General features: G+C 50.8%; 24 protein-coding genes, 1 pseudogene and 1 riboswitch. Of the genes and pseudogenes, 9 read left to right on the forward strand and 16 right to left on the reverse strand.

Annotated features, from left to right (window positions below; genetic code table 11):
• Nucleotides 1-49: 49 nt before the first annotated feature.
• The gene (gene hldE / locus NMD08_RS04050; RefSeq protein ID WP_187259021.1) at nt 50-1,483 is read left to right on the forward strand and encodes a bifunctional D-glycero-beta-D-manno-heptose-7-phosphate kinase/D-glycero-beta-D-manno-heptose 1-phosphate adenylyltransferase HldE; all 1,434 of its coding nucleotides are present in this window, start codon (nt 50-52) and stop codon (nt 1,481-1,483) included.
• A 48-nt stretch (nt 1,484-1,531) separates the two neighbouring features.
• Here hldE and NMD08_RS04055 read toward each other — a convergent pair whose 3' ends face one another.
• The gene (locus NMD08_RS04055; protein WP_151217745.1) at nt 1,532-3,193 is read right to left on the reverse strand and encodes a flotillin family protein; all 1,662 of its coding nucleotides are present in this window, start codon (nt 3,191-3,193) and stop codon (nt 1,532-1,534) included.
• 24 nt (nt 3,194-3,217) lie between these two features.
• Nucleotides 3,218-3,847, reverse strand: coding sequence for an OB-fold-containig protein (locus NMD08_RS04060; RefSeq protein ID WP_151224363.1), 630 nt, complete (start codon nt 3,845-3,847; stop codon nt 3,218-3,220).
• A gap of 261 nt (nt 3,848-4,108) precedes the next feature.
• Between NMD08_RS04060 and glgS the strand changes: the two genes are divergently transcribed.
• A complete protein-coding gene (glgS, locus tag NMD08_RS04065; protein WP_086523459.1) occupies nt 4,109-4,315 on the forward strand; it encodes a cell surface composition regulator GlgS in 207 nt (68 codons plus the stop codon).
• A 32-nt stretch (nt 4,316-4,347) separates the two neighbouring features.
• Here the strand turns inward: glgS and ubiK are convergent, their stop codons facing one another.
• Nucleotides 4,348-4,644, reverse strand: coding sequence for a ubiquinone biosynthesis accessory factor UbiK (ubiK, locus tag NMD08_RS04070; RefSeq protein ID WP_151217743.1), 297 nt, complete (start codon nt 4,642-4,644; stop codon nt 4,348-4,350).
• Nucleotides 4,645-4,776: 132 nt separating this feature from the next.
• Nucleotides 4,777-4,926: riboswitch (FMN riboswitch) on the forward strand.
• 105 nt (nt 4,927-5,031) lie between these two features.
• On the opposite strand from ubiK, the gene ribB reads away from it, so the two are divergent.
• Nucleotides 5,032-5,685 (forward strand): 3,4-dihydroxy-2-butanone-4-phosphate synthase, encoded by a 654-nt coding sequence (ribB, locus tag NMD08_RS04075; RefSeq protein WP_370619579.1) that lies wholly within the window; start codon nt 5,032-5,034, stop codon nt 5,683-5,685.
• Nucleotides 5,686-5,745: 60 nt separating this feature from the next.
• On the opposite strand, the gene NMD08_RS04080 is transcribed toward ribB, so the two are convergent.
• The 9 genes and pseudogenes from NMD08_RS04080 to zupT form a co-directional block, all read right to left on the reverse strand.
• Nucleotides 5,746-6,819, reverse strand: coding sequence for a type 1 fimbrial protein (locus NMD08_RS04080; protein WP_187259018.1), 1,074 nt, complete (start codon nt 6,817-6,819; stop codon nt 5,746-5,748).
• On the reverse strand, nt 6,816-7,547 hold the full coding sequence (locus tag NMD08_RS04085; RefSeq protein WP_278238324.1) for a molecular chaperone: 732 nt from the start codon (nt 7,545-7,547) through the stop codon (nt 6,816-6,818). Before NMD08_RS04085 ends, NMD08_RS04080 begins: the two co-directional genes overlap by 4 nt.
• A 13-nt stretch (nt 7,548-7,560) precedes the next feature.
• Nucleotides 7,561-10,008 (reverse strand): fimbria/pilus outer membrane usher protein, encoded by a 2,448-nt coding sequence (locus tag NMD08_RS04090; protein ID WP_370619581.1) that lies wholly within the window; start codon nt 10,006-10,008, stop codon nt 7,561-7,563.
• Between the two features lie 67 nt (nt 10,009-10,075).
• Nucleotides 10,076-10,639 carry a fimbrial protein gene (locus NMD08_RS04095; protein ID WP_151217740.1) on the reverse strand — a complete coding sequence of 188 codons (564 nt, stop codon included), beginning with the start codon at nt 10,637-10,639 and terminating at the stop codon, nt 10,076-10,078.
• A 436-nt stretch (nt 10,640-11,075) separates the two neighbouring features.
• Nucleotides 11,076-11,234, reverse strand: a pseudogene (locus NMD08_RS04100) (disulfide bond formation protein B); the annotation flags it as partial.
• Entirely contained in the window at nt 11,174-11,728 is a 555-nt protein-coding gene (locus NMD08_RS28335) for an aryl-sulfate sulfotransferase (RefSeq protein ID WP_373276871.1), read from the reverse strand. The pseudogene NMD08_RS04100 and the gene NMD08_RS28335, both read right to left, overlap by 61 nt.
• Nucleotides 11,715-12,269 carry an aryl-sulfate sulfotransferase gene (locus NMD08_RS28340; protein WP_373276872.1) on the reverse strand — a complete coding sequence of 185 codons (555 nt, stop codon included), beginning with the start codon at nt 12,267-12,269 and terminating at the stop codon, nt 11,715-11,717. The genes NMD08_RS28335 and NMD08_RS28340 overlap by 14 nt, the downstream gene beginning before the upstream one ends.
• On the reverse strand, nt 12,158-12,853 hold the full coding sequence (locus tag NMD08_RS28345; RefSeq protein ID WP_373276873.1) for an aryl-sulfate sulfotransferase N-terminal domain-containing protein: 696 nt from the start codon (nt 12,851-12,853) through the stop codon (nt 12,158-12,160). The genes NMD08_RS28340 and NMD08_RS28345 overlap by 112 nt, the downstream gene beginning before the upstream one ends.
• Before the next feature lie 650 nt (nt 12,854-13,503).
• Nucleotides 13,504-14,277 (reverse strand): zinc transporter ZupT, encoded by a 774-nt coding sequence (gene zupT, locus NMD08_RS04110; RefSeq protein ID WP_151217739.1) that lies wholly within the window; start codon nt 14,275-14,277, stop codon nt 13,504-13,506.
• A 147-nt stretch (nt 14,278-14,424) separates the two neighbouring features.
• Here zupT and ygiD point away from each other — a divergent pair, with 147 nt between their 5' ends.
• Entirely contained in the window at nt 14,425-15,213 is a 789-nt protein-coding gene (gene ygiD, locus NMD08_RS04115; RefSeq protein WP_370619583.1) for a 4,5-DOPA dioxygenase extradiol, read from the forward strand.
• A 43-nt stretch (nt 15,214-15,256) separates the two neighbouring features.
• Here the strand turns inward: ygiD and NMD08_RS04120 are convergent, their stop codons facing one another.
• The 3 genes from NMD08_RS04120 to tolC all read right to left on the reverse strand — a co-directional run bounded on the left by NMD08_RS04120 (nt 15,257) and on the right by tolC (nt 18,739).
• Entirely contained in the window at nt 15,257-16,417 is a 1,161-nt protein-coding gene (locus NMD08_RS04120; RefSeq protein ID WP_151217737.1) for a glutathionylspermidine synthase family protein, read from the reverse strand.
• 5 nt (nt 16,418-16,422) lie between these two features.
• On the reverse strand, nt 16,423-17,100 hold the full coding sequence (locus tag NMD08_RS04125) for a DUF1190 family protein (RefSeq protein WP_003024591.1): 678 nt from the start codon (nt 17,098-17,100) through the stop codon (nt 16,423-16,425).
• 157 nt (nt 17,101-17,257) lie between these two features.
• On the reverse strand, nt 17,258-18,739 hold the full coding sequence (gene tolC / locus NMD08_RS04130) for an outer membrane channel protein TolC (RefSeq protein ID WP_151217736.1): 1,482 nt from the start codon (nt 18,737-18,739) through the stop codon (nt 17,258-17,260).
• 205 nt (nt 18,740-18,944) lie between these two features.
• Here tolC and nudF point away from each other — a divergent pair, with 205 nt between their 5' ends.
• The 5 genes from nudF to parE are packed head-to-tail and all read left to right on the forward strand — an operon-like array spanning nt 18,945 to nt 23,350.
• Nucleotides 18,945-19,577: an ADP-ribose diphosphatase gene (gene nudF, locus NMD08_RS04135; protein WP_151217735.1), complete on the forward strand. Its 633-nt coding sequence runs from the start codon at nt 18,945-18,947 to the stop codon at nt 19,575-19,577.
• Nucleotides 19,574-19,996, forward strand: a complete 423-nt coding sequence (locus NMD08_RS04140; protein WP_151217734.1) for a DUF1249 family protein — start codon at nt 19,574-19,576, stop codon at nt 19,994-19,996. The genes nudF and NMD08_RS04140 overlap by 4 nt, the downstream gene beginning before the upstream one ends.
• Nucleotides 19,997-20,020: 24 nt before the next feature.
• A complete protein-coding gene (gene cpdA / locus NMD08_RS04145) occupies nt 20,021-20,848 on the forward strand; it encodes a 3',5'-cyclic-AMP phosphodiesterase (protein ID WP_286543440.1) in 828 nt (275 codons plus the stop codon).
• Nucleotides 20,848-21,429: an esterase YqiA gene (gene yqiA, locus NMD08_RS04150; protein WP_003024575.1), complete on the forward strand. Its 582-nt coding sequence runs from the start codon at nt 20,848-20,850 to the stop codon at nt 21,427-21,429. Before cpdA ends, yqiA begins: the two co-directional genes overlap by 1 nt.
• 28 nt (nt 21,430-21,457) lie before the next feature.
• A complete protein-coding gene (parE, locus tag NMD08_RS04155) occupies nt 21,458-23,350 on the forward strand; it encodes a DNA topoisomerase IV subunit B (RefSeq protein WP_003024571.1) in 1,893 nt (630 codons plus the stop codon).
• Nucleotides 23,351-23,390: 40 nt separating this feature from the next.
• Here parE and NMD08_RS04160 read toward each other — a convergent pair whose 3' ends face one another.
• Nucleotides 23,391-24,242, reverse strand: coding sequence for an AraC family transcriptional regulator (locus tag NMD08_RS04160; RefSeq protein ID WP_151217731.1), 852 nt, complete (start codon nt 24,240-24,242; stop codon nt 23,391-23,393).
• Nucleotides 24,243-24,250 lie beyond the last annotated feature (8 nt).

Below are 24,250 nucleotides of genomic sequence, written 5' to 3' on the forward strand. Positions count from 1 at the left end.
TATCGCGCGCAAATTTTAAGACCCTCAGAGAATCTCTCAGGAGACAGGAATGAAAGTAACGCTGCCAGAGTTTGAACGTGCAGGAGTCATGGTTGTCGGTGATGTGATGCTGGATCGCTACTGGTACGGTCCTACCAACCGTATTTCACCTGAAGCGCCGGTTCCGGTGGTGAAGGTCGATACCATCGAAGAACGTCCCGGTGGCGCAGCAAACGTGGCGATGAACATTGCCTCTCTGGGTGCAAATTCCCGTCTGGTGGGTTTGACCGGTATTGACGACGCGGCGCGGGCGCTGAGCAAAACACTGGCGGATGTGAACGTAAAATGCGATTTCGTTTCCGTGCCGACGCATCCGACAATCACCAAACTGCGCGTGCTCTCCCGCAACCAGCAGTTGATTCGCCTGGATTTCGAAGAGGGTTTTGAAGGCGTGGATCCGCAACCGCTGCACGAGCGTATTAATCAGGCGCTGGGCTCTATTGGCGCTCTGGTGCTTTCCGATTACGCCAAAGGCGCGCTGGCAAGCGTGCAGCAGATGATTGCGCTGGCGCGTAAGGCTGGCGTGCCGGTACTTATCGATCCGAAAGGGACCGATTTTGAACGTTACCGCGGCGCAACGCTGCTGACGCCCAACCTGTCTGAGTTTGAAGCGGTAGTCGGTAAATGCAAAAGCGAAGATGAACTGGTTGAGCGCGGCATGAAATTGATTGCTGATTTCGACCTTTCCGCACTGCTGATTACCCGTTCAGAACAGGGTATGACGTTGCTGCAACCGGGCAAATCGCCACTGCATATGCCGACGCAGGCGCAGGAAGTGTATGACGTGACCGGTGCGGGCGATACGGTAATCGGTGTGCTGGCGGCGACGCTGGCGGCGGGTAATTCACTGGAAGAGGCGTGCTATTTTGCTAACGCTGCAGCCGGTGTTGTGGTCGGTAAACTGGGAACCTCCACCGTTTCTCCGATTGAACTCGAAAACGCTGTGCGTGGCCGGGCTGATACTGGTTTTGGCGTGATGAACGAATCTGAGCTGAAACAGGCCGTTGCCAGCGCGCGCAAGCGTGGTGAGAAAGTGGTGATGACCAACGGCGTGTTCGACATCCTGCATGCGGGCCACGTTTCTTATCTGGCGAATGCGCGCAAGCTGGGCGATCGCCTGATCGTGGCGGTAAACAGCGATGCATCGACCAAACGTCTGAAAGGCGAAACGCGTCCAGTCAACCCGCTGGAACAGCGCATGATCGTGTTGGGCGCGCTGGAATCCGTCGACTGGGTGGTCTCGTTTGAAGAAGATACACCGCAGCGTCTGATCGCCGGCATCCTGCCGGATCTGCTGGTTAAAGGCGGTGACTATAAGCCGGAAGATATTGCGGGTAGCAAAGAGGTATGGGCAAACGGCGGTGAAGTGCTGGTGCTGAACTTCGAAGATGGCTGCTCAACGACCAATATCATCAAGAAGATCCAGAAAGACAGCGATAAGTGAGCTCTGACCTGATAGCCGGATAGCGACACTATCCGGCATTATTACGGTTTATTCCTGAGTCACAGCGTTGCTTTCCACAGATTTCAGCGGCTCGGCCAGTGCCGACAGTGAACCGCCGGATAAGCCAATTTCATTTAACAGCGAATCAATCAGCGGCGCTTGTGTACGATAGGCAAGAGCTGCTGATAATGCCTGCTCAGCCAAATTTCCACTGCTTACGTTACCTGCGCTTACTTCACCGACGGCGCCGCCACGATTCAGGCCATCAACCTGAATAATCTTGATTCCGTCGATAGACTTCATTGGCTCAACGGATTTCTCAATAACCGCTGGCAGAGACTGCAGCAGAGCCAGCTTAAATTTCAGGCTGGTCTGTTCGTCGGAAAGCACGTTGATGGCATCGTTGAGCGCACGCTGGGCTTCGGCTTCCGCCAGACCTTTTTTCCGCGTCGCTTCGGCCAGTTCAACAATTGCTGCCGCCTGCAATTCTGCGGCTTCTTTTTCGGCTTTTGCCCGGACGGTCAGTTCAACCGCCTGGGTTTCTGCATCCTGCGCAGCGGCGATCAGCGCAACCTGTTTGGCTCGATCCGCTTCTGCGGTCTGGCGGGTGGTTTCTACGTTCTGCTGGGCGCGAACCGCTTCGGCCAGGGCATCGTTAGCACGCGCTTCGGCCTGAGACTGCTGTTCGGACTTGGCGGCAATAGCGATGGACTTGGTTTGGTTGGCGATCTCCGTTGCCTGCTGCTGTTCGATCTCTTTGATGCGAACTTCACGCTCGGCCTCGACTTTTCTTGATCGCACCGCCTGTTCGCGCTCGATTTCCGTTTCCTGAATCTGGCGTTCGGCAAGAATGCGTGTCTGCTCAGCTTCACGATGACGTTCAGCTTCGAATGCGGCAATTTTGGCGTTTTGCTCGGCCGTGCGGGTCTTCACCTGCTGCTCCTGCTCAAGCGTCATGAAGGCTTCCTGCTGCTCGATCTCCAGCTTGCGCGCCAGCGCATCACGGTTTTTCTCGCGCACCGCAACTTCAACGTCCTGCTCGACTTCGTTACGTTCGCGGCGACGGCGTTCTGTTTCCTGGGTCAGCTTGGTCAGACCCTCGGCATCAAAGGCGTTATTCGGGTTGAAATGGACTTTTTCGGTCTGGTTAAAGTTGGTGAGTGAAACGCTCTCGAGTTCCAGGCCGTTTTTGGACAGGTCTTCCGCGACGGTATTTTGTACGCCCTGAACGAAGTTTTCACGCGTATCCTGCAGTTCATGCATGGTCATCTGCGACGCAGTGGCACGCAGGGCATCGACAAACTTATCTTCTATTAGCACACGTAAATCCTCTGGTGACAGCGTTCGCTGTCCCAGCGTCTGTGCGGCGGTAGCAATCCCTTCAACAGACGGTTTTACACGCACGAAAAAGGCGACGACGACATCCACGCGCATACGGTCTTTGGTGATGAGGCTGTCGACAGTCGAACGGCTCACCTCAAGTTTGAGGGTGTTCATGTTGATAGGAATAATTTCGTGGAAGATGGGCATGACAATTGCGCCGCCGCTCATCACCACTTTTTGCCCGCCAAGTCCGGTACGTACAAACGCCTGTTCAGCAGACGCGCGGCGATACAGGCGGGCAAAGATAATCCCGATAATTAATAAGACGACCACCGCCACAATGGCGGTAAACATCCATGAAGGTAACATGCCAAAAACATCATCCATTGTGTTATTCCCTTAAAGTAAAAATTACAAAACATTTGGCCAGGGGTTTAGCTCGGCCAGGTAACGCGTTGCGGAGAGTCGGCAGATAATCAGCACCTTGTCTCCTTTTTTGAATTCTTGGCCTGCTTCAGGCTCCAGCAGCACATAGTGAGTCTGCCCGAACTTATCGGTAAATTTGCCTTCGCAGGGGGTTCCTGCACTTGCGGAATGTCCAGTAATAATCGCCATGCAGCCGATAAACTCATCTTCTGCGAGGGCGGTGGTTTCATCCCGCGGCAGCCAGGGAGCAATGATTTTTCCGCTGTAATGCACGGCAAAGACGGCAAGAATAAAACTCACCGGAGCAAGCAGTAGGTTGCTGAGCGGTACTTGCCATAGCGTGATCGAACCATGTTGAAGAAGGATGCCGAAGAGTCCGAAGAACCCTGCGAGTAAACACAGCACGATAAGTGCGGGAATACGTCCGATATTCAAATAGTGCAGCGCCTGGCCGATATTGCCGGAAGTCAGGGCATCGTAATGTTCAAGATGTGCATCAAGCGCACCCGAAAGGAAATGCCCGAAAATAAGAGAGATGACTTCCAGTAAGCCAATCAGCAGGACAAATGAAATAGCAAACAGGTAGGGGGCGTTATAATCCGTGAATAAAACCAACTTTCTTCCTCCTGCGACCGCGTTCCCTGATAGTGTCAAAAGTAATGGTTTTACCTCTTACTTTTACATGACGTTACAATAACATGCGTTCTCCTTGTCTTGAATCCGAAAAGAGGCACATCCCCCCTCTTAGATTTCGTAGGAAACTGTGAAGCTGGTGGTTTTTTTGCGCACAATATGTGCAGAATAACTTCGCATCCAGGGAAATACTGAAATCAGAAAAAGCATATGGCCTTAGCAGATATTCAATAACTGGAGGGTATGCTCATGAACAGTAGTATGTATTCAATGAACAATTTCGATTTCCTGGCCCGCAGTTTTGCCAGGATGCAGGCTGAGGGCCATCCCGTTGATATCCAGGCGATAACTGGGAATATGGATGAAGAACACCGTAGCTGGTTTTGCAAACGCTATGCGCTGTACTGCCAGCAGGCGACGGAGGCCAGGAAGCTGGAACTGGAACACTAACAGAAAACGGGCCTTGCGGCCCGTTGTCGTTTTTACTCTTGCGGATCGACTGACGGGATCGCGGGGGCAGGCTTAGTTTCTGCCGTTGTTTCACGCGATTCCAGCTCGGTCAGACGTTGCTCAAGCAGCGCCAGCTTTTCACGGGTACGCAGCAAAACCTGAGTCTGTACATCAAACTCTTCACGGCTTACCAGATCCAGACGGGTCAGCTGTGACTGAAGCGTTTGACGAATTTTCTTCTCAACGTCTTCGCCAAACTCGCGGATCCCTTTCGGCATCGACTCATGAACCTGACGAGCAATCTGCTCAATTTTTTTCGGGTCAATCATTGTGGTTTCCCTGAACTGGTACGTGTTGCTGCATATTGTAGTGCGAACTGGCACAAGCATAAACCAGAATTGTGTGAAGCTAAGCCGAGCAAAGGCGTTGATGAAGGTAATCAATAGCGTTATAGTTAACGCGCTTATTCTCAGGGCGGGGCGAAATTCCCCACCGGCGGTAAATCAACTGATGTTGAAAGCCCGCGAGCGCTTTGAGTGCAAACTCAAAGGTCAGCAGATCCGGTGTAATTCCGGGGCCGACGGTTAAAGTCCGGATGGGAGAGAGTAACGATCCAGTCGGGCATGGACCCGCTCACGTTATTTTTTGCCGCTTAGACGGTACTCCTAAGACTGCCCTGATTCTGGTAACCATAATTTTAGTGAGGTTTTTTTACCATGAATCAGACGCTACTTTCCTCTTTTGGTACGCCTTTCGAACGTGTTGAACATGCGCTGTCTGCGCTGCGTGAAGGACGCGGTGTGATGGTGCTTGACGACGAAGATCGTGAAAACGAAGGCGATATGATTTTCCCGGCAGAGACCATGACCGTTGAACAGATGGCGCTGACCATCCGTCACGGAAGCGGTATTGTTTGCCTGTGCATCACCGAAGACCGCCGTAAACAGCTCGATCTGCCAATGATGGTTGAAAATAACACCAGTGCTTACGGTACCGGCTTTACCGTGACCATTGAAGCCGCTGAAGGCGTGACCACCGGCGTTTCCGCTGCAGACCGTGTTACAACGGTTCGCGCGGCAGTTAAAGAGTGTGCAAAACCGTCCGACCTGAACCGTCCGGGGCACGTGTTCCCGCTGCGTGCTCAGGCTGGTGGCGTGTTAACCCGCGGTGGTCATACTGAAGCGACCATCGACCTGATGACGCTGGCAGGGTTTAAACCGGCAGGTGTGCTGTGCGAATTGACTAATGATGATGGCACCATGGCGCGTGCGCCACAGTGCATTGAGTTTGCCGGCAAGCACAATATGGCTGTAGTCACTATCGAAGATTTAGTGGCTTATCGTCAAGCGCACGAGCGTAAAGCCAGCTAATTGTAAGACGAACTGGTGAAATAGCAAAAAGCCGATGCAACGCCATCGGCTTTTTTACGCTTAGTTGTAGTTAATTTTAAATAAAACTACTGTTTCAAATGGCCCAGTCTTCACGGTGTCGCCGGTGACCTGACTTAATTCAGCCTGATAGCTTTTCTCTCTGGTCAGTAATTCTGTGTCAAACTCGGCATATTCAGAGTATGCGTTAAAGGTGGATAAGGTATTATCTTCCATATTGCGTATTTTTAACTGCAAACCATTACCGATTCTTAACGATTTATCATCCTCAGCCAATTCTTCTGTCGTATAAAATGAGGACGAAACTTTAAACGTGTCGGTACACCCGCTTTCTGCACCCTGATTCTTGGTTGTCTTAATGGAAAAGCTTTTGGTCAAGGTTTTGGCGTTAATTTCCATATTATTAAAGGTGCCAAAATCGATGGTTTGGTTTTCCGGAAAAATGTTGAATTTTACGCTGCAGTCCAGTACGCGGATTTGATCTAATCCCGTAACATGATATTTGAGATTGGCAGCATCCGGGCTAACGTTAATACCGCCAACGCCATCAAACTGCACCAGAATATAATCGCCGATACTGCTGGTGTAGTCGTGGGGAGGCATGGATATGATTTTTACGTACAGACGCATACGGGCCACAAACGTTCTCGAGTAGTGCGTATCGTCCGCGTTTCCTGAGCAAAGGTAGTGCTCCCAACCACTGGCTCTGATTTGCGCTGGGGTATAGATCTTAAGCTTCTGATTATCAATGCACTGGTGCGTATCAATGCTGACCGCACCTTGCGTGGCGTCATAATCAATGCCTTCATAGGTGACGCCCAGTTGATAATAGGTATCGTTGACTGAGGTGTAGGGGTTGACCCATGCGTAGACGTTTTCGCTGCTATAAGCATTTTCGGAGGTTGCGTTATCGCAGTAGACGGGGATTTTTATATCGTTGCTTTCCCAGATTTTGTCCCCGGGTTTAGCGTTGTTAGGGACTGCAAACGGCTCGATAGCGGTATAACCTTCAACAGGACCACCGGAGGCTCCCAGATAGCAGTGAACCGCCAGCGCGGAACGAAAAGGGATAGCGATGAATATTAACAACAGAAATAACCGTAGCGTGCGGATCATTTTCTGGCCTCCGGCACGATAAGATCGCACTGACCATAGCATTTCACGTTCAGCATGCGCAGTCCGCCATAATCATCCATATATCCCAGTGCGAATGTATTTCCGTTATAACCGCCGGCATTTAATGTGGCAGAGGAAAAAGGGGGAATCATCTTACTGCTAAAGCCCGACAATTGGCTTTTGCTGTCTTTGCCAAAAAAAGCCAACGTAATGTAGTAGGCGGTAGGATTATTGACCAACAGCGTATTTCCCTGCTGACTTATTTTAAGCTGATGTTCGACTTCGACTCCCGGTTTTTTCTTTAATGCCGCGGGTCGCCAGAACAATTTCATGCGGGATTGCAATGCCATTTGTACTACGGCATTGCTACCTTTATTTTCTGGCTCAGGTGGAATTTCCCGGACATTAAAATAAAACAACGATTCCCGATCCTGAGGCAGTGAACGCGCTTTATCCTGCTTAACGATCCTCACTTGTGAAATTGCGCCGGGATTTAACCGCTGGATTGGTGGTAGAGCAACTAAAAAAGTGTCATCTTTATTTCCTTTTTCATCTTCAATCCATGAGTAAGCCAGATAAGGCAACTGCTTGCTCTGATTTTCGAGCTTCAGGCTGCTGGCTTTTTCGTTGCCGTTAAATATTATCCGCGTTCTGTCGGGCTGAATTGCCGCCTGGCAGGTGAGTGATAAGGCGAGTAGTACTATTGTTAATCCTTTGAATAATGTCATTTTTCATCCTTAATTAATGACAAGGTAAAATCAGACCTTGCATGGAGATATCCAGCGAGTCCGGTAATGCGATGGTGCAGGTCTGTTTGTCACCCCACTGCAAGGTAAATTGCTGCCTACTGTCGACACCACCAAGCCACGCATGGCCATCTTCGCTGACCATTCCCACTTCGGTATTGCTTTCAATCTGCCGCACGATCGCGCCGAGCGGCGGGAAGTCGCCATTTTCCATTCTGATGCCGACGGTAATATTTTTGCCAGCGCGGGATATCAGCCCTTTGTAGCCAATGGCACCTTCGGTCCAGGTTTGGCGGGTGATCGTTTCATCAACGGTCACGCCGTCAGGGAGATCGTTCATATTGACCGCGATGGTTGAGGGCTGGTAGCTGGAAACCATTGGCACCACCGCATAGCCCAAACTGTTGGTGCGGTTGCTATCTCCCTGTACAGGAATGTCGGCCACGCCATCGGCCCCGACCATGACCCTGGGCTCATTGCCAAAGCTACGACGATGCAACGCGATTCCGCTGCCTGTTGCGGTCATTGAACCGCTCCAGCTTGCGCTGGCGGAAGTATAGTCGCTGGCCGCGTAGCTTCCGGAGAACTGTAGTTCGCCAGCGGGGGTGACATGCTGGTAGTTGCCTCTGAATTGCGCGCCGTTATGTGGCCTGTCGGTTGCGGTTCCTGCGGATACGCCCCAGGTATTATACGGATCGGATGAATCATTCCATGAGAGCGTGTTAGTCGTATTGCTACTGTTACGCATGTCATAATTCAACCGTCGACCAAAGTCGAAGGGAGCGGAGAGCGAAACGTAAACTTGCTTATCGTTATCACTCTCCTCGTAGTGCGTTGTGCTGAAGGATGTTGACAGTGATAAACCTTTCCAGTCGCCAATATCGAAATTAAACCCGGCGGTAACCGATGCGGTAGTGGAGCTGTCGCCATCCCACCATTGCTGACGCAGTGCGCTGACGTACAGATTCATCCGCAGAGGATCAATTGGCTGATTGAAGGCGATGCTTACGGTCTGCTTTTCGTCCTGAGTATCAGCTTCATTGTACTGATGGGCGACAAAGTTGGCATAACTATGAAATTCACGTTCGGAAAAACGGTAGGCGGCGAGTGAGATCTGGCTGTTCGTTGCATCAAAACGTTTACTGTAGTTCAGACGATAGCTGAGACCACTTTCTTCATGACCGTCCTCGAAAGTACTGCGGGAGTGCGTAACGTCAAATGAGAGCGCGCCCAGCCAAAGCATGTTTTGTCCAATACCCACTGCCGCTGAGCGATAATCGTTGCCCGCAGCGAGGATCCCGCCATAGAGAGATGTGTTCGACAGCATTCCCCATGAAGCTTCGCTACTCACGAAGGAGTCATCAATCACGTGATGCGAGATGTCCGGGCGTGCACGACCCGCGGCGATTTTGTAGCGAACTTGCCCTTCGCGGGTCAGGAAAGGTGTGGAGGCTGCAGAAACCTGAAATGTATTGGTTCGGCCGTCTTCTTCGGTGATTTTCACGTCCAGCGTTCCCTGTACCGATTGATTGAGATCGGTAATAACAAAGGGACCAGGGGCAACTTTGGTTTGATAAATTACGCGACCGGAATGGCTAACGGTGACTGTGGCATTGGTTTGCGCGATGCCGCTGATTTGTGGGGCATAACCACGTAATTCCCACGGCAGCATACGGTCGTCGCTGGCCAGAGATGCGCCATTATAGGAAAAGCCATCAAAGATATTGGAGCTTAAATCTGTCTCGCCCAGCGTGAGTTTCGCTCCTATTGTAGGGAGGGGGCGAAAAAGATAGGTACGCGAAATACTTCGCGTCGTTTGGATATTTTCGTCGCTGCGATTTTGGCTGACCTGATAATCGCTGCGTAAGCGCCAGGCACCCATGTTCAGGCCCGCGGTGCCATAGGAGTTTAGATTTTCTGTGCTTCCACCTGTGTCGGGGCGATAGGTGCTGGCGAATAGGTTGTAGTCGAACAGCAGACCGTTCACACCATGATCCCAGCTTGAGGGGGGCATCCAGCTTTCTGACTTCCATGCCAATAAAACCTGGGGGACACTGATATCCAGGCGTTGATTTGCCATATCTAAGTTGAAGGCAATATCGTTGTATTCGGCAAAATCTATGCAATCGTGGTGTACTGGCAGTGAATTTAAAATCTTTTCTTTCAACCCCAGTTGCCTGGCGAGGTCAGAAGGAATGCAGACGGCAACGCTCTCGCCATGTTTTTTCCAGGTCAACTGGCGGCCTGATGATATTTGGTTTTTATTCACAGCGACGGTAACAAAGTAGCTCCCTGGCGCTATTGCGGAATCATCTTTTAATAGCGAGAGATCAACACTGTTACGCATGGATTTATCCAGCACGTTCAGGTTGAATTCGACGGCCATAGCTGAAAATGACAACAGCAACCCACATCCGCAGGCCGCAATCTTGCAGGTATTCATGGCAATCCTTACCTATACCCAAGCGTTACAAGTGTTAAATGGTGGCCATCCGGCCACCATTGCGTGACTACTTATAAGTGAGTCTGTAGGTTGCCGTTGCGGCGACAGCACCTACGGTGACATCCGTTGAGCCAATTTTTTGCATATAGGCCATAAAGGGAAGGATTTGGGTTGCGGAGGTGGAGATTAAATCAATGCTTTTGGCTGTTCCCAGAGTAATATTTGTACTTGATTTGTCCAACAGACGTACGCCAACATTCTGCGCGCCGCTGGCGAAGGTATTGCTCAACAGGCTGGTGTCTTCCGTTGTAACGCTGTCGCTGTTGAAGGTGACTTCGACTTTACTCACGGGTACGTCGCTGCCATTGTTCGAGTTTGGCAGATTGCAATTGATCAAATGCAGGCTTGAATCTACCGCATCAGAATGCCCGTTAGTATTAATGTAGGAGGCAGGCACTTCACCCAATTCGACCTGCTTATCAATATCGTCAGGTTGAATAGCGCATGGCGCGTTGATAACGGTACCGGTGAAGGTGATTTTGCCGCTACCGCCGTCAACATCGGCGAAGGCATAGCTGGAGGTTAATGTGGCAATAGTAAGAGCCAATAACGCCTTATTTACTGATTTCATATACATTCCTTTAGTGGTGAAAATATCCTTGATATACAAGTCAAAGCACGCCGCCTTTTTTAAAATTATATCATCAGGTATTCCCTGGATGTTCGTGCTTGCACTGAATTCAGAATTTGCCCCGCCACTAATTAAATTTAAATATATATAAATTTAATATTATATTTGCTTTAGTGCTAAAAATCGGAATGTGTGAGGTTTTATTATGTTTTCTTGTACCAGAAGCAGAAAGATATTTCTTTAAAACTGTGAGCTGAATGCACTATTTTTCTTAAAATCAGAATATATCAATATGGAAAAATTATCATTGATGTTAAGAGAAGATAAATTTGGAATGTTTTTAATTCGAAAGGGGTAATACCAATTGAATTGTATAGCTAATGTGAGAAAAGCAGAAGTCTGGATGCAGACCTCTGCTTTAGTATTAGCATTCTAATTATTTGATTCTGGTCATTTTTAAAGTCCAGGCACAGCTCATTATCACCAACAGCAGCAAACATAGGCCAAAGGCCAGTAAGCAAGCCTGTGCCATGTTCATAAAATGCCACGGTGGAAGCAGATACCAGCCTTCAGACTGTTGGTATAGATCGATAAATCACGTTTGCGTACCATAGTGTCACGGTCTTTCTGATATTCGATAACCGAGGTGATGGGACTATAGAAATCGTAACTGCGCTCTTTGCCGTATTCCCAGATTTGCTGAACGGTACCTTTTTTCTCGTCAACTTTATATTCGACGAAACGAGAGTATTTCATCGTCGGCAATGCCGGTTGTTCGAGCCCACGACCATCGCCGTTGTCAAAGATGGTTAATGTTCCTTTGCTCGAGAGCCATGCGGTGTGCTGTGTATAAGTAAAATCGAAATCGGTGTTTTCACACTTGCCGTTTTCGTCACATTTTAGCGCATTGCCTTTACTATCAATCGGTTTTGACAGCTTGCTTGCCAGCGCCTTATTCCAGCCTTTCGACGGAGCGAGGATCCATTTCACCTGTTTATCGCGACCGATTTTGACGACGCCCTGATGGCGGGAAGAGATAATAATGGAGTCATCTTTGGCATCATAGGCAATGGAGTTAACGTGCGCCAGTTACGACCCGCACCCACTCCGAGGGCGTCACCGTAAGGAGTATCTGGCTCAAGTTTCGCCTGTTGACCGGCATGAGCGAGGTCAACGTTGACGCTACCGCGCTTGCGTCCAGTGCACCCAGAAGCGCATCACGCATCGGATCGAGTATTTTTGTCAGATCCCATACGTCAACCACACGACCTGACTTGTCTACTTCAATTATCTGATCGCGGATAGTTTGCACATGGATGCCATCTTCTTTGCGATAATCGCGTTTGCCCGCGCGAAGCAACATGGTGTCGTTGATTGTTTCGAGCGATTCATGCGACGCGCCGAGGAAGCCGCGCGGTAGCTTATGATCGGCCAGAATCTGCCCCATCATATCGAATTCGTACCAATGCTGACCCTGAACGGCTGTGAAGGTGCCGCGCGGCGTTTCCCGGATACCCATCAAGTAACCGCGCTTATTGATATCCATGTCATGGCCATTGTAAAAGGTATCTTGATCCAGCCACCAACGATATTCACCTTCCGTATCGACGATAAAGGTGAAGGGGGCAATGTCAAAGGGTAATGCCCGCCCGCAGGACCCGCATCCAGAATGCCGGCATTTTTATCTTTTTCGCCATGCCAGTGGAATTCCGCCCCTTGTGCCGTGAAGGTATGGGTATTCACCAGATAGAGACGATCTTTAAAACCAGGCGCTACCTTAATAACTTTCGTTTGCTGTAAATCGGAAACAGAACGATTATCCATGTAGTGATTAACGATGGCGGACGTTTGCACCACATAATCATCCTTCATGGCTTTGCCATTTTCTTTATATTCTACGGTGACCTTATTAGCAAACTTTTGATAAAGACCAAAAATAGGCACGCCGTCATAGGTTGCTAATGATTCTTTGCAAACAGTATAAGTAACAGGAACTCCTTTCTCGCCTTTGCCATGAACGGTGACTTTAACATCTGAAATAACGTGACTGTCTAATTCAACCAGTGCGGTAAGTGGGGCGTTTCCATAAAGATCAACGACTATTGCGCCCAGATTCCCTGCGGGTTGGCGGATTGAAAACCCGCGGCAAAGGAATTTCCAACTGTTAATCCAAACGTCAGTGCCAGAGTGCCTGCGAGAAGTGTTTTTCGATATTGCCTAAACATGGATATATCTCCTTATATTACCTATAAAAATAATCTCAATGAATATATTATGTTTTTAAGGTATGGCTAAAAATGAAAAAGGTACTACTGATGTCACTTTTATTGTGGGTATATAAATATTGATGAAGTGTATTATTTTACAAGATCTAATTTTTATTGTTTTCTGGATAGTATGAGTGAGGTATTTTAAGGACAATGTTTATTATTGCTTAGTGTGATCTCGTCGACAGAGTTTTATTTTTTATAACTATTTTCGCTATTGGCATAGCTGCTGGTTTATATGATCGAAATCATATATTTGTTTCTGAAATATGCCACTATAGGGGTATGTCAGAATAAGCTTATGTAAAATTTTAACGTTAAATGTTTAATGATGTTAAATGTTAAGGGTAAAAGAATGTTTATTGCCTGGTATTGGATCGTATTAATTGCACTCGTTGCATTGGGTTATTATTGCCATATGAAGCGTTATTGTCGGGCATTCCGACAGGACAGAGACGCATTGCTTGAGGCGCGAAATAAACTCTTCCGTCGTTCTGGAGAAGATAACAGCGTGATTAAGGAACAGGAATAGTCCTTCACGTTCTGCTATGGATGAGCGGATGCTGTAAAATAGCAGGGTGGCATCCGCCCTCTGGATTATCCGATTCCCATGGACTGGAGGATGACGAGACTTAACCCCATCACCGACATTCCGCACAGGACCCCATAGCTGGGATTATTATTTGGGTCGATCTCTTTTGCCAGTGGCATCAATTCATCGACTGACAGCGCCACCATGATTCCGGCGACCGCCGCCATTATTGCCGCCATTACCACCGGTGAAATCAGACTTCCCAGAATTAACCACGCCAGCACGCCGCCCAGTATTTCCGCCATTCCCGAGATCCCTGCCCAGAATATCGCGGTACGTTTTGAACCCGTGGCGGCATAAACGGGCCCGGCAACGGCTAAACCTTCAGGTATATTATGTAATGCGACAGCAAGCGCAATGCCAAACCCCAGTTCGAGGTTGCTGCTGGCGGTAACAAAAGTCGCAATCCCTTCCGGGAAATTGTGCAGGCTAATGCCGAGCGTAAGTAAAATAGCGGTACGTTTAATGGAGCTGGGTAGAGGTTGCTTTGTTTTCTGTACCAGATCCTGAGGGTGGGCGTGTGGCAATAGACGATCCAGGCCAAAATAGCCCAGCAAGCCAAAGATAAACATCCCGTAGCCCAAAACTGGCGACATGCCTTCAGCAGCCAGAGCGGCGGGTAGCATCTCCATCAGGGAGATCAGTAACATTATCCCGGCGGCGAAGCCTAAAGAAAAGGCGAGAACGCGGTTGGAGGGCTTTTGCCCTAACACACCGAGAAATGCGCCAATAAACGTAGCGGCACCTGCCAGTAAAGTCAGAAGTAAAGGTACTGACATCGACAAATCAAACTCCTTATCAATCTACCTTTCGGGCCAGATCGTCAAAATAACTGATGATCTTCATCATGGTTATCTGAGTTCTTCATCAACCGAATAAGCGTATTGTGATGGTATCAAAATGACTCCCTCAGTAAGGATATCATCATGTCTTCAACTCGTATGCCAGCATTGTTTTTGGGCCACGGCAGCCCGATGAATGTTCTGGAAGATAACGTTTATACCCGTGCCTGGCAGCAACTGGGGGAAACGTTGCCACGTCCGAAAGCCATCGTGGTAGTCTCAGCGCACTGGTTTACGCGCGGCACTGGTGTAACCGCGATGGAAGCACCTAAAACGATCCACGATTTCGGTGGTTTTCCGCAGGCGCTGTATGACACACATTACCCGGCATCGGGCTCGCCAGAACTTGCGCAGCACCTGGTTGATTTACTTGCTCCTGTGCCCGTCGCGTTAGACAAAGAGGCGTGGGGTTTTGACCACGGTTCATGGGGCGTGCTGATCAAGATGTACCCGAATGCCGACATCCCGATGGTGCAGTTAAGCATTGATAGTACAAAACCGGCGGCCTGGCATTTCGAAATGGGTCGTAAGCTGGCAGCGCTGCGCGATGAAGGTATTATGCTGGTGGCCAGCGGTAACGTGGTGCATAACCTGCGCACAGCACGCTGGCACGGCGAGAATACACCGTATCCGTGGGCGACCTCATTCAACGATTATGTTAAGGCAAACCTGACATGGCAGGGACCGGTTGAACAGCACCCGCTGGTGAACTATCTCGATCATGAAGGTGGATCGCTGTCGAATCCAACGGCGGACCACTATCTGCCGCTGCTGTATGTACTCGGCGCGTGGGATGGCAAAGAGCCAGTGACTATTCCTGTTGATGGGATTGAGATGGGTAGCCTGAGTATGTTGTCAGTGCAGGTGGGATAAAAACATAGGCCCGGTATGCATTAGCGATACCGGGCACAGCGAATTACTCGACAAAAATATGCGGATAGAAACGGGAAAGATCCTGTGTGATCAGCGCGCGGTCTTCGCGAATGCCGATACCTGCAGGTTGATCGTTGATTAGCCAACTGCCGATCAGCATGTAGCTGTCGCCGAACTTCGGTAGCTGATGGAACTGCTGCACGATCATTCCCTCTTCACCGTACGGACCTTCCACCGCTTCGATCGTTTTACCGTTCTCAACGATCGACACGTTAGCGCCTTCACGCGAGAAGATCGGTTTCACGACGAATTTCTCCATCTGCGGATAGTCGTCTTCGGCGAAGTACGCCGGCAGAAGATTCGGATGGTTCGGGAACATTTCCCACAGCAGCGGTAACAACGCTTTGTTGGAGATAATGCTCTTCCAGGCCGGTTCCAGCCAGCGGACGCCAGCATCTTCCAGCTTAGTGGAGAACATCTCGCGCAGCATAAATTCCCACGGATAGAGCTTAAACAGGTTGGCAATCACCTGATCCTCTAAATCCGTGAACTGACCTTTTTCACCAAGACCAATATCTTCAACATAAAGGAATTCAGTGGCGATTTCTGCTTCGGCAGCGCAATCCTGCAGATACTGGATCGTTCCGCGATCTTCAACGGTATCGCGACAACAGGTCAGATGTAGCAACTGAAAACCATATTGCTCACGCAGTGCGGTGAAGCGCTCGATCAGCTTTTCCTGCAGACTGTTGAACTGATCGCTGCCTTCCGGCAAATTGCCTGCATTGAGCTGATCTTCCAGCCAAATCCATTGGAAAAATGCAGCTTCGTACAGCGAGGTGGGCGTATCGGCGTTGTTTTCTAAAAGCTTAGGTTCACCGGTTCCATCCCACGCCAGATCGAGGCGGGAATAGAGCGACGGTTGCTGTGTCAGCCAGGACTGACGGACAAAGCCCCAGGTATGCTTCGGAATGCGAAATTTGGTCATCAGCTCGTCGCTGGCAATGACCTTTTCAACCACCTTGAGGCACATCTGATGCAGCTCAGCGGTGACCTCTTCCAGCTTTTCGACCTGAGCAAGCGTCAGCTTATAGTATGCGTCTTCACACCAGTACGGCTCGCCGTACATGGTGTGAAAGTTGAAACCGTATTCGGTGGCCTTATCGCGCCAGTCCGGGCGCTCGACAATACTGACTCTTTCCATGACGATCAGCCACCCATTGAACGTGTGGTAGTACCGCTTGCGCTACGCTGCATGGTGCTTTGTTTAGCGACTGATTCACCAAATCCGCCGCGGGTTACGGTAGAGGTGGTGGCTGGTTTCGGCGCCATGGCAGTTTTGGGTACGGTCATGGTGCGACCCGGCGTTGCTGCACCGTAGTTTTTGCCGCTGGCGTCAGTATATTTGCCGTATGCAGGGCTGGCTGGGTTTTTCGAGCTGAACAGCGGTTGCTGAGCGCCCATTCCGCCGCCCATCAGTCGGCCCATCATGTAGCCGGCCATCAGCGGCATCCAGAAGCTGCCGCTGCTTTGGTTCTGCGCCTGAGCCTGGCCTTCACCGGTCGGCGCCATGCCTGCTTGCGCAGGTGCCTGCTGGCACTGGCCTTCGCCGAATTCAGCAATACAGTCTTCGCGAGTGGCGTATTTTGGCGCGGTGCGTTCGGCTTCTTTCAGCGCGTTGTTAAACGCGGTGGTACATTCAGCGCTTTTACCCGGATTAGCCGCAGAGCAGTCGTCCGCATTTTGATAAAGCGAAACCGTTTCGTCACTCTTTTCACAGCCCGCGAGCATAAACACTGCGGTAACTGCCAGGGCGACAGGAGTCAGGTGGCGCGCGCTCCAGCTTTTGCGGAACGAGGCGTGATGTATCGATTTTGTCCGTTTCATTTTTGTCTTCCAGGACCCAGTGGTAAACACAGTAAATAATGCTCAGGATAGAGGATGACTGGTCGAAATTGAAGCGGGAAGAGGCGAGAATGCGCAGGAAGAGGCGGATCTTTACGTTGCCTTACGTTCAGACGGGGCCGAAGCCCCGTCTTCAGCATCAATTACGGAACGGGTTGTTACCGTTGCTGCTGGTTGAACGTGCAGCCGTCGGCTGAGCCGCAGGCAGATTGCCAGTGCCGTTATAGTCATTCACGGCGGCATCTTGTTGAGGATTTTGCGGTGCCACGGTATCCGGCGTTGTGGATACCGGTTTACCCAGCGTATTGTTCAGCGCCACCAGATCCTGCTCGTTCAGCGTACCGAGCGCAGATTTGACGTTTAGCTGGTTGATAAGATAGGTATAACGCGCATTAGCCAATTGTTGTTTGGCGTTGTACAGCGTGGTGGTGGCATCCAACACATCTACAATGGTACGTGTACCTACGGAATAACCGGCTTCCATCGCATCCAATGAGCTTTGGGCAGAGACAACCGCTTGTTTGTACGCGTTAATGCTACTAATGGAGGCATTAATGTTGTTGAATGAAGAACGAACGGTCTGCACCACGCTACGGTGCGCGCTTTCCAGTTGTTCACTCGCGCCAACAAAGTTGTACTGCGCTTGTTTCACCTGCGAGTTAACCATTCCGCCCTGGTACAGTGGCAGCGAGAAACTCAGGCCGATTTTGTTCTGACCCATGTTGCTGTCGTCATACTGGGAGCCGGTTGCACCACGGGTTTTAGATCCACTATAAGAGGTGTCAGACACGCCGGTAGAGGCGGTTAAATCCAGCGTTGGTAAATGACCGTCCTGCGCCTGACGAATCTGTTCGCGCGCCAGATCCTGGCTCAAACGTGCCTGCAATAAGGTCAGGTTGCGGTTTTCCGCTTCTTTCAGTAGCGCATTCACCGCCTGCGGTTTGTTGGTTTTAAAGCCATCAACGTTCAGCGAAGCCAGTTCCGGGTAGTAGTTACCGGTCACCTGACGCAGCTGTTCTACCGCGTTATCCAGATTGTTACGTGCAGTCACTTCATTCGCTAATACGGTATCGTATTGTGAGCGGGCGTTTTGTACGTCAGTGATGGCGACCAGGCCAACGTTAAAACGCTGAGTGGTCTGATCTAACTGACGATAAACCGCATCTTTCTGTGCCTGGGTGTACGACAGCACGTCAATCGCGTTCAGTACGTTAAAATAAGCGGTGGCGGTATTCAGGATCAGCGTTTGCTGATCGGTCTGGTACGTCACGTCCTGGATGCCCGCTGATTTTTCTTGCAGCGTCAGGGCACGCCATTTAGACATGTCGAACAGCGTCTGAGTCAATTGTAATGACGCGCTGGTAGCGTTGGAGTTGACGCCGTTTGCATCACGGTAGCCATTGCTGTAGGTGTAATCGGCACCTAAACCCAGTTGCGGCAGTAATGGGCTACGCGCTTCGTTAATTTTTTCGAATGCAGCATCGCGATCGGCGGCCGATTTACGCAATTCCGGGTTGCTCAGGCGTGCTTGCTGATAAACCTGCATCAGGTTTTCTGCCTGGCTCAAAGTACTGAACCCCGACAGGCTCAGGCCGATAAGGATGGGGAGCAATTTCTTCATTTGCATTCCTTGTTGTGAAGCAGTATTTAGCGCTGATCAAATTATAAAAATATTTGCTGATTCTAGCAGAATCTGCCACTGCAAAAAGTTGGCGTTACGTGCCATACGGCGTTAATTTGCATCAATTTAACACAAGGGCGTTCAAACATCAGTCAAACTACCTTGAAATTCACATTTTAATCACTATTGGTTTCAGGACAGAACAATGCGTAAACCAGACAACTTGCCAATGACTTTCACTAAAAATGATGTAGAAATTATTGCACGAGAAACGCTATACCGCGGTTTTTTTTCACTGGATCTTTATCGGTTCCGTCATCGCCTGTTTAACGGCGGTATGAGCGGTGAAGTAAAGCGCGAAATTTTTGAGCGCGGACACGCGGCAGTCTTGCTACCCTTTGACCCTGAGCGGGACGAAGTTGTACTGGTCGAGCAGATCCGTATTGCGGCGTTTGATACCAGCGAAAGCCCGTGGCTACTGGAAATGGTGGCCGGCATGATCGAAGAGGGCGAAACCGTTGAGGATGTGGCCCGTCGTGAAGCGATGGAAGAAGCCGGGCTGGAAGTTAAACGCACGAAACCCGTTCTGAGCTATCTGGCAAGCCCAGGTGGTACCAGTGAGCGCCTGTCTATTTTAGTTGGCGAAGTGGACGCCACGACCGCGAGCGGAATTCATGGTCTGGCTGATGAAAACGAAGATATTCGTGTTCATGTGGTGAGCCGGGAGCAGGCTTATCAATGGGTAGAAGAGGGGAGAATCGACAACGCGGCTTCTGTCATCGCCTTGCAATGGTTACAGCTGCACTATCAAGAGTTAAAAACTGAGTGGAAAAAATGAAGCGTTACACACCTGACTTCCCTGAAATGATGCGCCTGTGCGAAACCAATTATTCGCAATTGCGCCGCCTGCTGCCGCGTAATGACGCAGCCGGTGAAACAGTGAGCTATCAGGTAGCAAACGCACAATATCGGTTAACGATCGTGGAATCGACCCGATACACTACGCTTGTCACGATCGAACAAACGGCACCGGCTGTCACTTACTGGAGCCTGCCGTCATTAACCGTGCGCCTGTATCATGACGCGAGGGTGGCTGAAGTGTGTTCAAGTCAGCAGATCTTTCGCTTCAAAGCGCGGTATGATTATCCAAATAAAAAGTTGCATCAACGCGACGAAAAGCATCAAATTAATCAGTTTCTGGCCGACTGGTTACGGTACTGTTTAGCACATGGAGCGATGGCGATTCCGGTTTATTAGCGTCGTGAAACCTAAGGACACCATTTGGAAAGCCTGTTAACCCTTCCTTTGGCTGGTGAGGCCAGAGTCAGGATCTTACAAATTACAGACACTCACCTGTTTGCCGAAAAGCATGAAACGCTGCTGGGTGTGAACACCTGGGACAGCTATCAATCCGTACTGGATGCCATACATGCAGAGTCGCCTGAGTACGATCTGATCGTCGCGACGGGGGATTTGGCGCAGGATCAATCCGCTGCGGCTTATCAGCATTTTGCTGAGGGCATCGCAAGCTTTTGTGCGCCCTGCGTTTGGTTACCGGGTAATCATGATTTTCAGCCGGCAATGTACAGCGCGCTTCAGGACGCGGGCATTTCTCCGGCCAAGCGCGTTTTCATCGGCGAACAGTGGCAAATATTATTGCTCGACAGCCAGGTGTTCGGCGTTCCCCACGGTGAATTAAGCGAATTTCAGCTCGAATGGTTGGAACGTAAACTTGCCGATGCGCCTGAGCGCAATACCTTGCTGCTTCTGCATCACCATCCTCTGCCCGCGGGCTGCAGCTGGCTCGATCAGCATAGCCTGCGCAATGCCGCGGAGCTGGATAACGTACTGGTGAACTATCCGCGCGTGAAATATCTGCTGTGCGGGCATATTCATCAGGAACTGGACCTGGACTGGAACGGACGCCGTCTGATGGCGACGCCGTCGACCTGCGTGCAGTTTAAGCCGCATTGTTCCAACTTCACGTTAGATACCATCAGCCCCGGCTGGCGGACGTTGGAGCTTTTTGCTGACGGGACGTTGCAGACTCAGGTTCGCCGTCTGCAGGGTAATCGTTTCCACCCTGATACCGCTTCAGAAGGCTACTGATGTCTACGCTTCTCTATCTTCACGGATTTAACAGTTCTCCTCGTTCGGCGAAGGCGTGCTTACTGAAAAACTGGCTGGCGGAGCATCATCCGCACGTAGAGATGATCGTGCCGCAGCTACCACCGTATCCGGCCCAGGCTGCAGAGATGCTGGAATCGATCATTCTTGAACATGGCGGAGAGTCGTTGGGTATTGTCGGCTCTTCGTTGGGCGGCTATTACGCCACCTGGCTGTCGCAATGTTTTATGCTGCCAGCCGTGGTGGTGAACCCCGCTGTACGGCCTTATGAACTACTGGTCGACTATCTCGGTCAAAACGAGAACCCCTACACGGGGCAGCAATATGTGCTAGAGTCACGCCATATTTACGATCTTAAAGTCATGCAGATTGACCCGCTGGAAGCGCCGGATTTGATCTGGCTGCTTCAACAAACGGGCGATGAAGTGTTGGACTACCGCCAGGCGGTGGCGTATTACGCCTCCTGCCGTCAGACAGTTATTGAGGGCGGAAACCACGCATTCACGGGCTTCGAAGATTATTTCAACCCGATTGTCGATTTCCTTGGACTGCACAGTTTCTGACGATCAATTCGAATTGCTTATTTAAACCATGACGCAAACTTATAACGCTGATGCCATTGAGGTACTCACTGGGCTTGAGCCGGTACGCCGTCGCCCAGGGATGTACACCGATACAACCCGTCCGAACCATCTTGGACAGGAAGTGATTGATAACAGTGTGGATGAAGCACTGGCGGGCCACGCGAAACGCGTGGACGTGATCTTACATGCCGACCAGTCTCTGGAAGTCATTGATGATGGCCGCGGCATGCCGGTAGACATTCACCCTGAAGAAGGCGTTCCGGCGGTAGAGCTGATCCTCTGTCGTCTGCACGCGGGTGGTAAGTTCTCCAATAAGAACTACCAGTTCTCTGGCGGCCTGCATGGGGTAGGGATCTCCGTGGTCAACGCCCTGTCGAAGCGTGTCGAAGTGAACGTGCGCCGCGACGGGCAGGTGTACAACATCGCGTTTGAGAACGGTGATAAGGTGCAGGATTTACAGGTAGTCGGTACCTGCGGTAAACGCAATACCGGAACCAGCGTGCACTTCTGGCCGGATGAAAGCTTCTTTGACAGCCCGCGCTTTTCCGTTTCGCGCTTAACGCACGTACTGAAAGCCAAAGCGGTACTGTGCCCGGGCGTTGAGATCACCTTTAAGGATGAGGTCAACAACAGCGAACAGCGCTGGTGCTACCAGGATGGTCTGAATGACTATCTGAGCGAAGCGGTGAATGGCCTGCCGACGCTGCCGGAAAAACCGTTTATCGGTAATTTCAGCGGTGAAACAGAAACCGTGGACTGGGCGCTGCTCTGGCTGCCGGAAGGCGGCGAGCTGCTGACCGAAAGCTATGTGAACCTGATCCCAACCATGCAGGGCGGGACGCACGTCAACGGCCTGCGTCAGGGCCTGCTGGATGCGATGCGCGAGTTCTGCGAATACCGCAATATCCTGCCGCGCGGCGTGAAGCTGTCGGCGGAAGATATCTGGGATCGCTGCGCGTACGTTTTGTCTGTGAAAATGCAGGATCCACAGTTTGCCGGTCAAACCAAAGAACGTCTGTCTTCACGTCAGTGTGCGGCGTTTGTTTCTGGCGTGGTGAAAGATGCCTTTAGCCTGTGGCTGAACCAGAACGTGCAGTCAGCCGAGCTGCTGGCTGAGATGGCGATTTCCAGCGCCCAGCGTCGTCTGCGCGCGGCGAAAAAAGTGGTACGTAAAAAGCTGACCAGCGGTCCGGCGTTGCCGGGGAAACTGGCGGACTGTACCGCACAGGATCTCAATCGCACTGAATTGTTCCTCGTCGAAGGTGACTCGGCGGGTGGCTCGGCCAAACAGGCGCGCGATCGTGAATATCAGGCGATCATGCCGCTTAAAGGTAAGATCCTTAACACCTGGGAAGTCTCTTCCGATGAAGTGCTGGCCTCACAGGAAGTTCACGATATTTCGGTGGCGATCGGCATCGATCCGGACAGCGACGATCTGAGCCAGCTGCGCTACGGTAAGATCTGTATTCTGGCGGATGCGGACTCCGATGGCCTGCATATTGCCACGCTGCTGTGCGCATTGTTTGTGAAGCATTTCCGTACGCTGGTGAAACACGGACACGTTTACGTGGCGCTTCCGCCTTTATACCGTATCGACCTGGGTAAAGAGGTGTATTACGCGCTAACGGAAGAAGAGAAAGCGGGCGTACTGGAGCAGTTAAAGCGCAAGAAAGGCAAGCCGAACGTCCAGCGCTTTAAAGGTCTGGGTGAAATGAACCCGATGCAGCTGCGCGAAACGACGCTGGATCCGAACACCCGTCGCCTGGTACAGCTCATCATCGATGATGAAGACGATCAGCGTACCAACGCCATGATGGATATGCTGCTGGCCAAGAAGCGTTCTGAAGATCGTCGTAACTGGTTGCAGGAGAAGGGCGACCTGGCGGATCTTGAAGGTTAATTGACCGTTGAATGCCGGAAAAGCAATGTGCTTTCCGGCGTTATTGTTTATGCCGCTTGCGATACTGCAACGGCGTCTCGCCAATGCCTTTGCCGAAGGCGCTGATAAAGTACGTTACCTCCGAAAATCCCACCTTTTGAGCAACTTCCCGCACGCTGATTTCACTGTGTAACAGCGCTTCACAGGCTTTTCGCAGTCGCAGCGTATTGAGATAGTCAAGAATGCTCTCGCCCGTTTCCATCTGGAAGCGTCGGGAAACATAGCTTTTTGATTTATTCAGCTCCTGCGCCAGCGCTGCCAGACTAAATTTGTGAGTGTAATGCTCATCCAGCCAGAACATCACCTGACTGGCAATACCGCTGCTAATTTCCGGCATATTGCCATTATCGTCGGGTAACAGGCCGAGTAAGTTGACTAACAAACAAGCAACCTGTTCTGTATTTAGCGGTTTCTGAGTGACCATTTTTTCATAACGGCTGAAGAGAAAATCAACATGCGGATGAACATCCGCCGCGTCGACGACCCATGCTTCACTGCCGCGAATGCTCAGATTTTGCAGATGCTGCTGAGTGTGTGGCAAGTCGCGAAGCACCTTCAGCACCGCATGTTGATCGAGATGAATGATGGTACGCCGATAACTATCCCGTGCCTGCTCATCGACCCAGATCTTGTGTAGAGTAAACGGTGGGAAAAAGAACATGCGTCCCGGTCGCATGGTGAACTGCTTATGGTCAACCGTGACCACGCCAAAGCCTTCTTCCACATACAGCACTTCCAGACACTGATGCCAGTGGTGATAACGCACGGTATTAGCGAATAAACGACTGAACGACGCAACCGTATCATTGAGGGCGATCAGCTCCAGACGTTCTTGCGGTGAGGATAAAGTCATAGTGCAAT

The organism is Citrobacter meridianamericanus (assembly GCF_041320245.1).
Lineage (GTDB): Bacteria > Pseudomonadota > Gammaproteobacteria > Enterobacterales > Enterobacteriaceae > Citrobacter > Citrobacter meridianamericanus.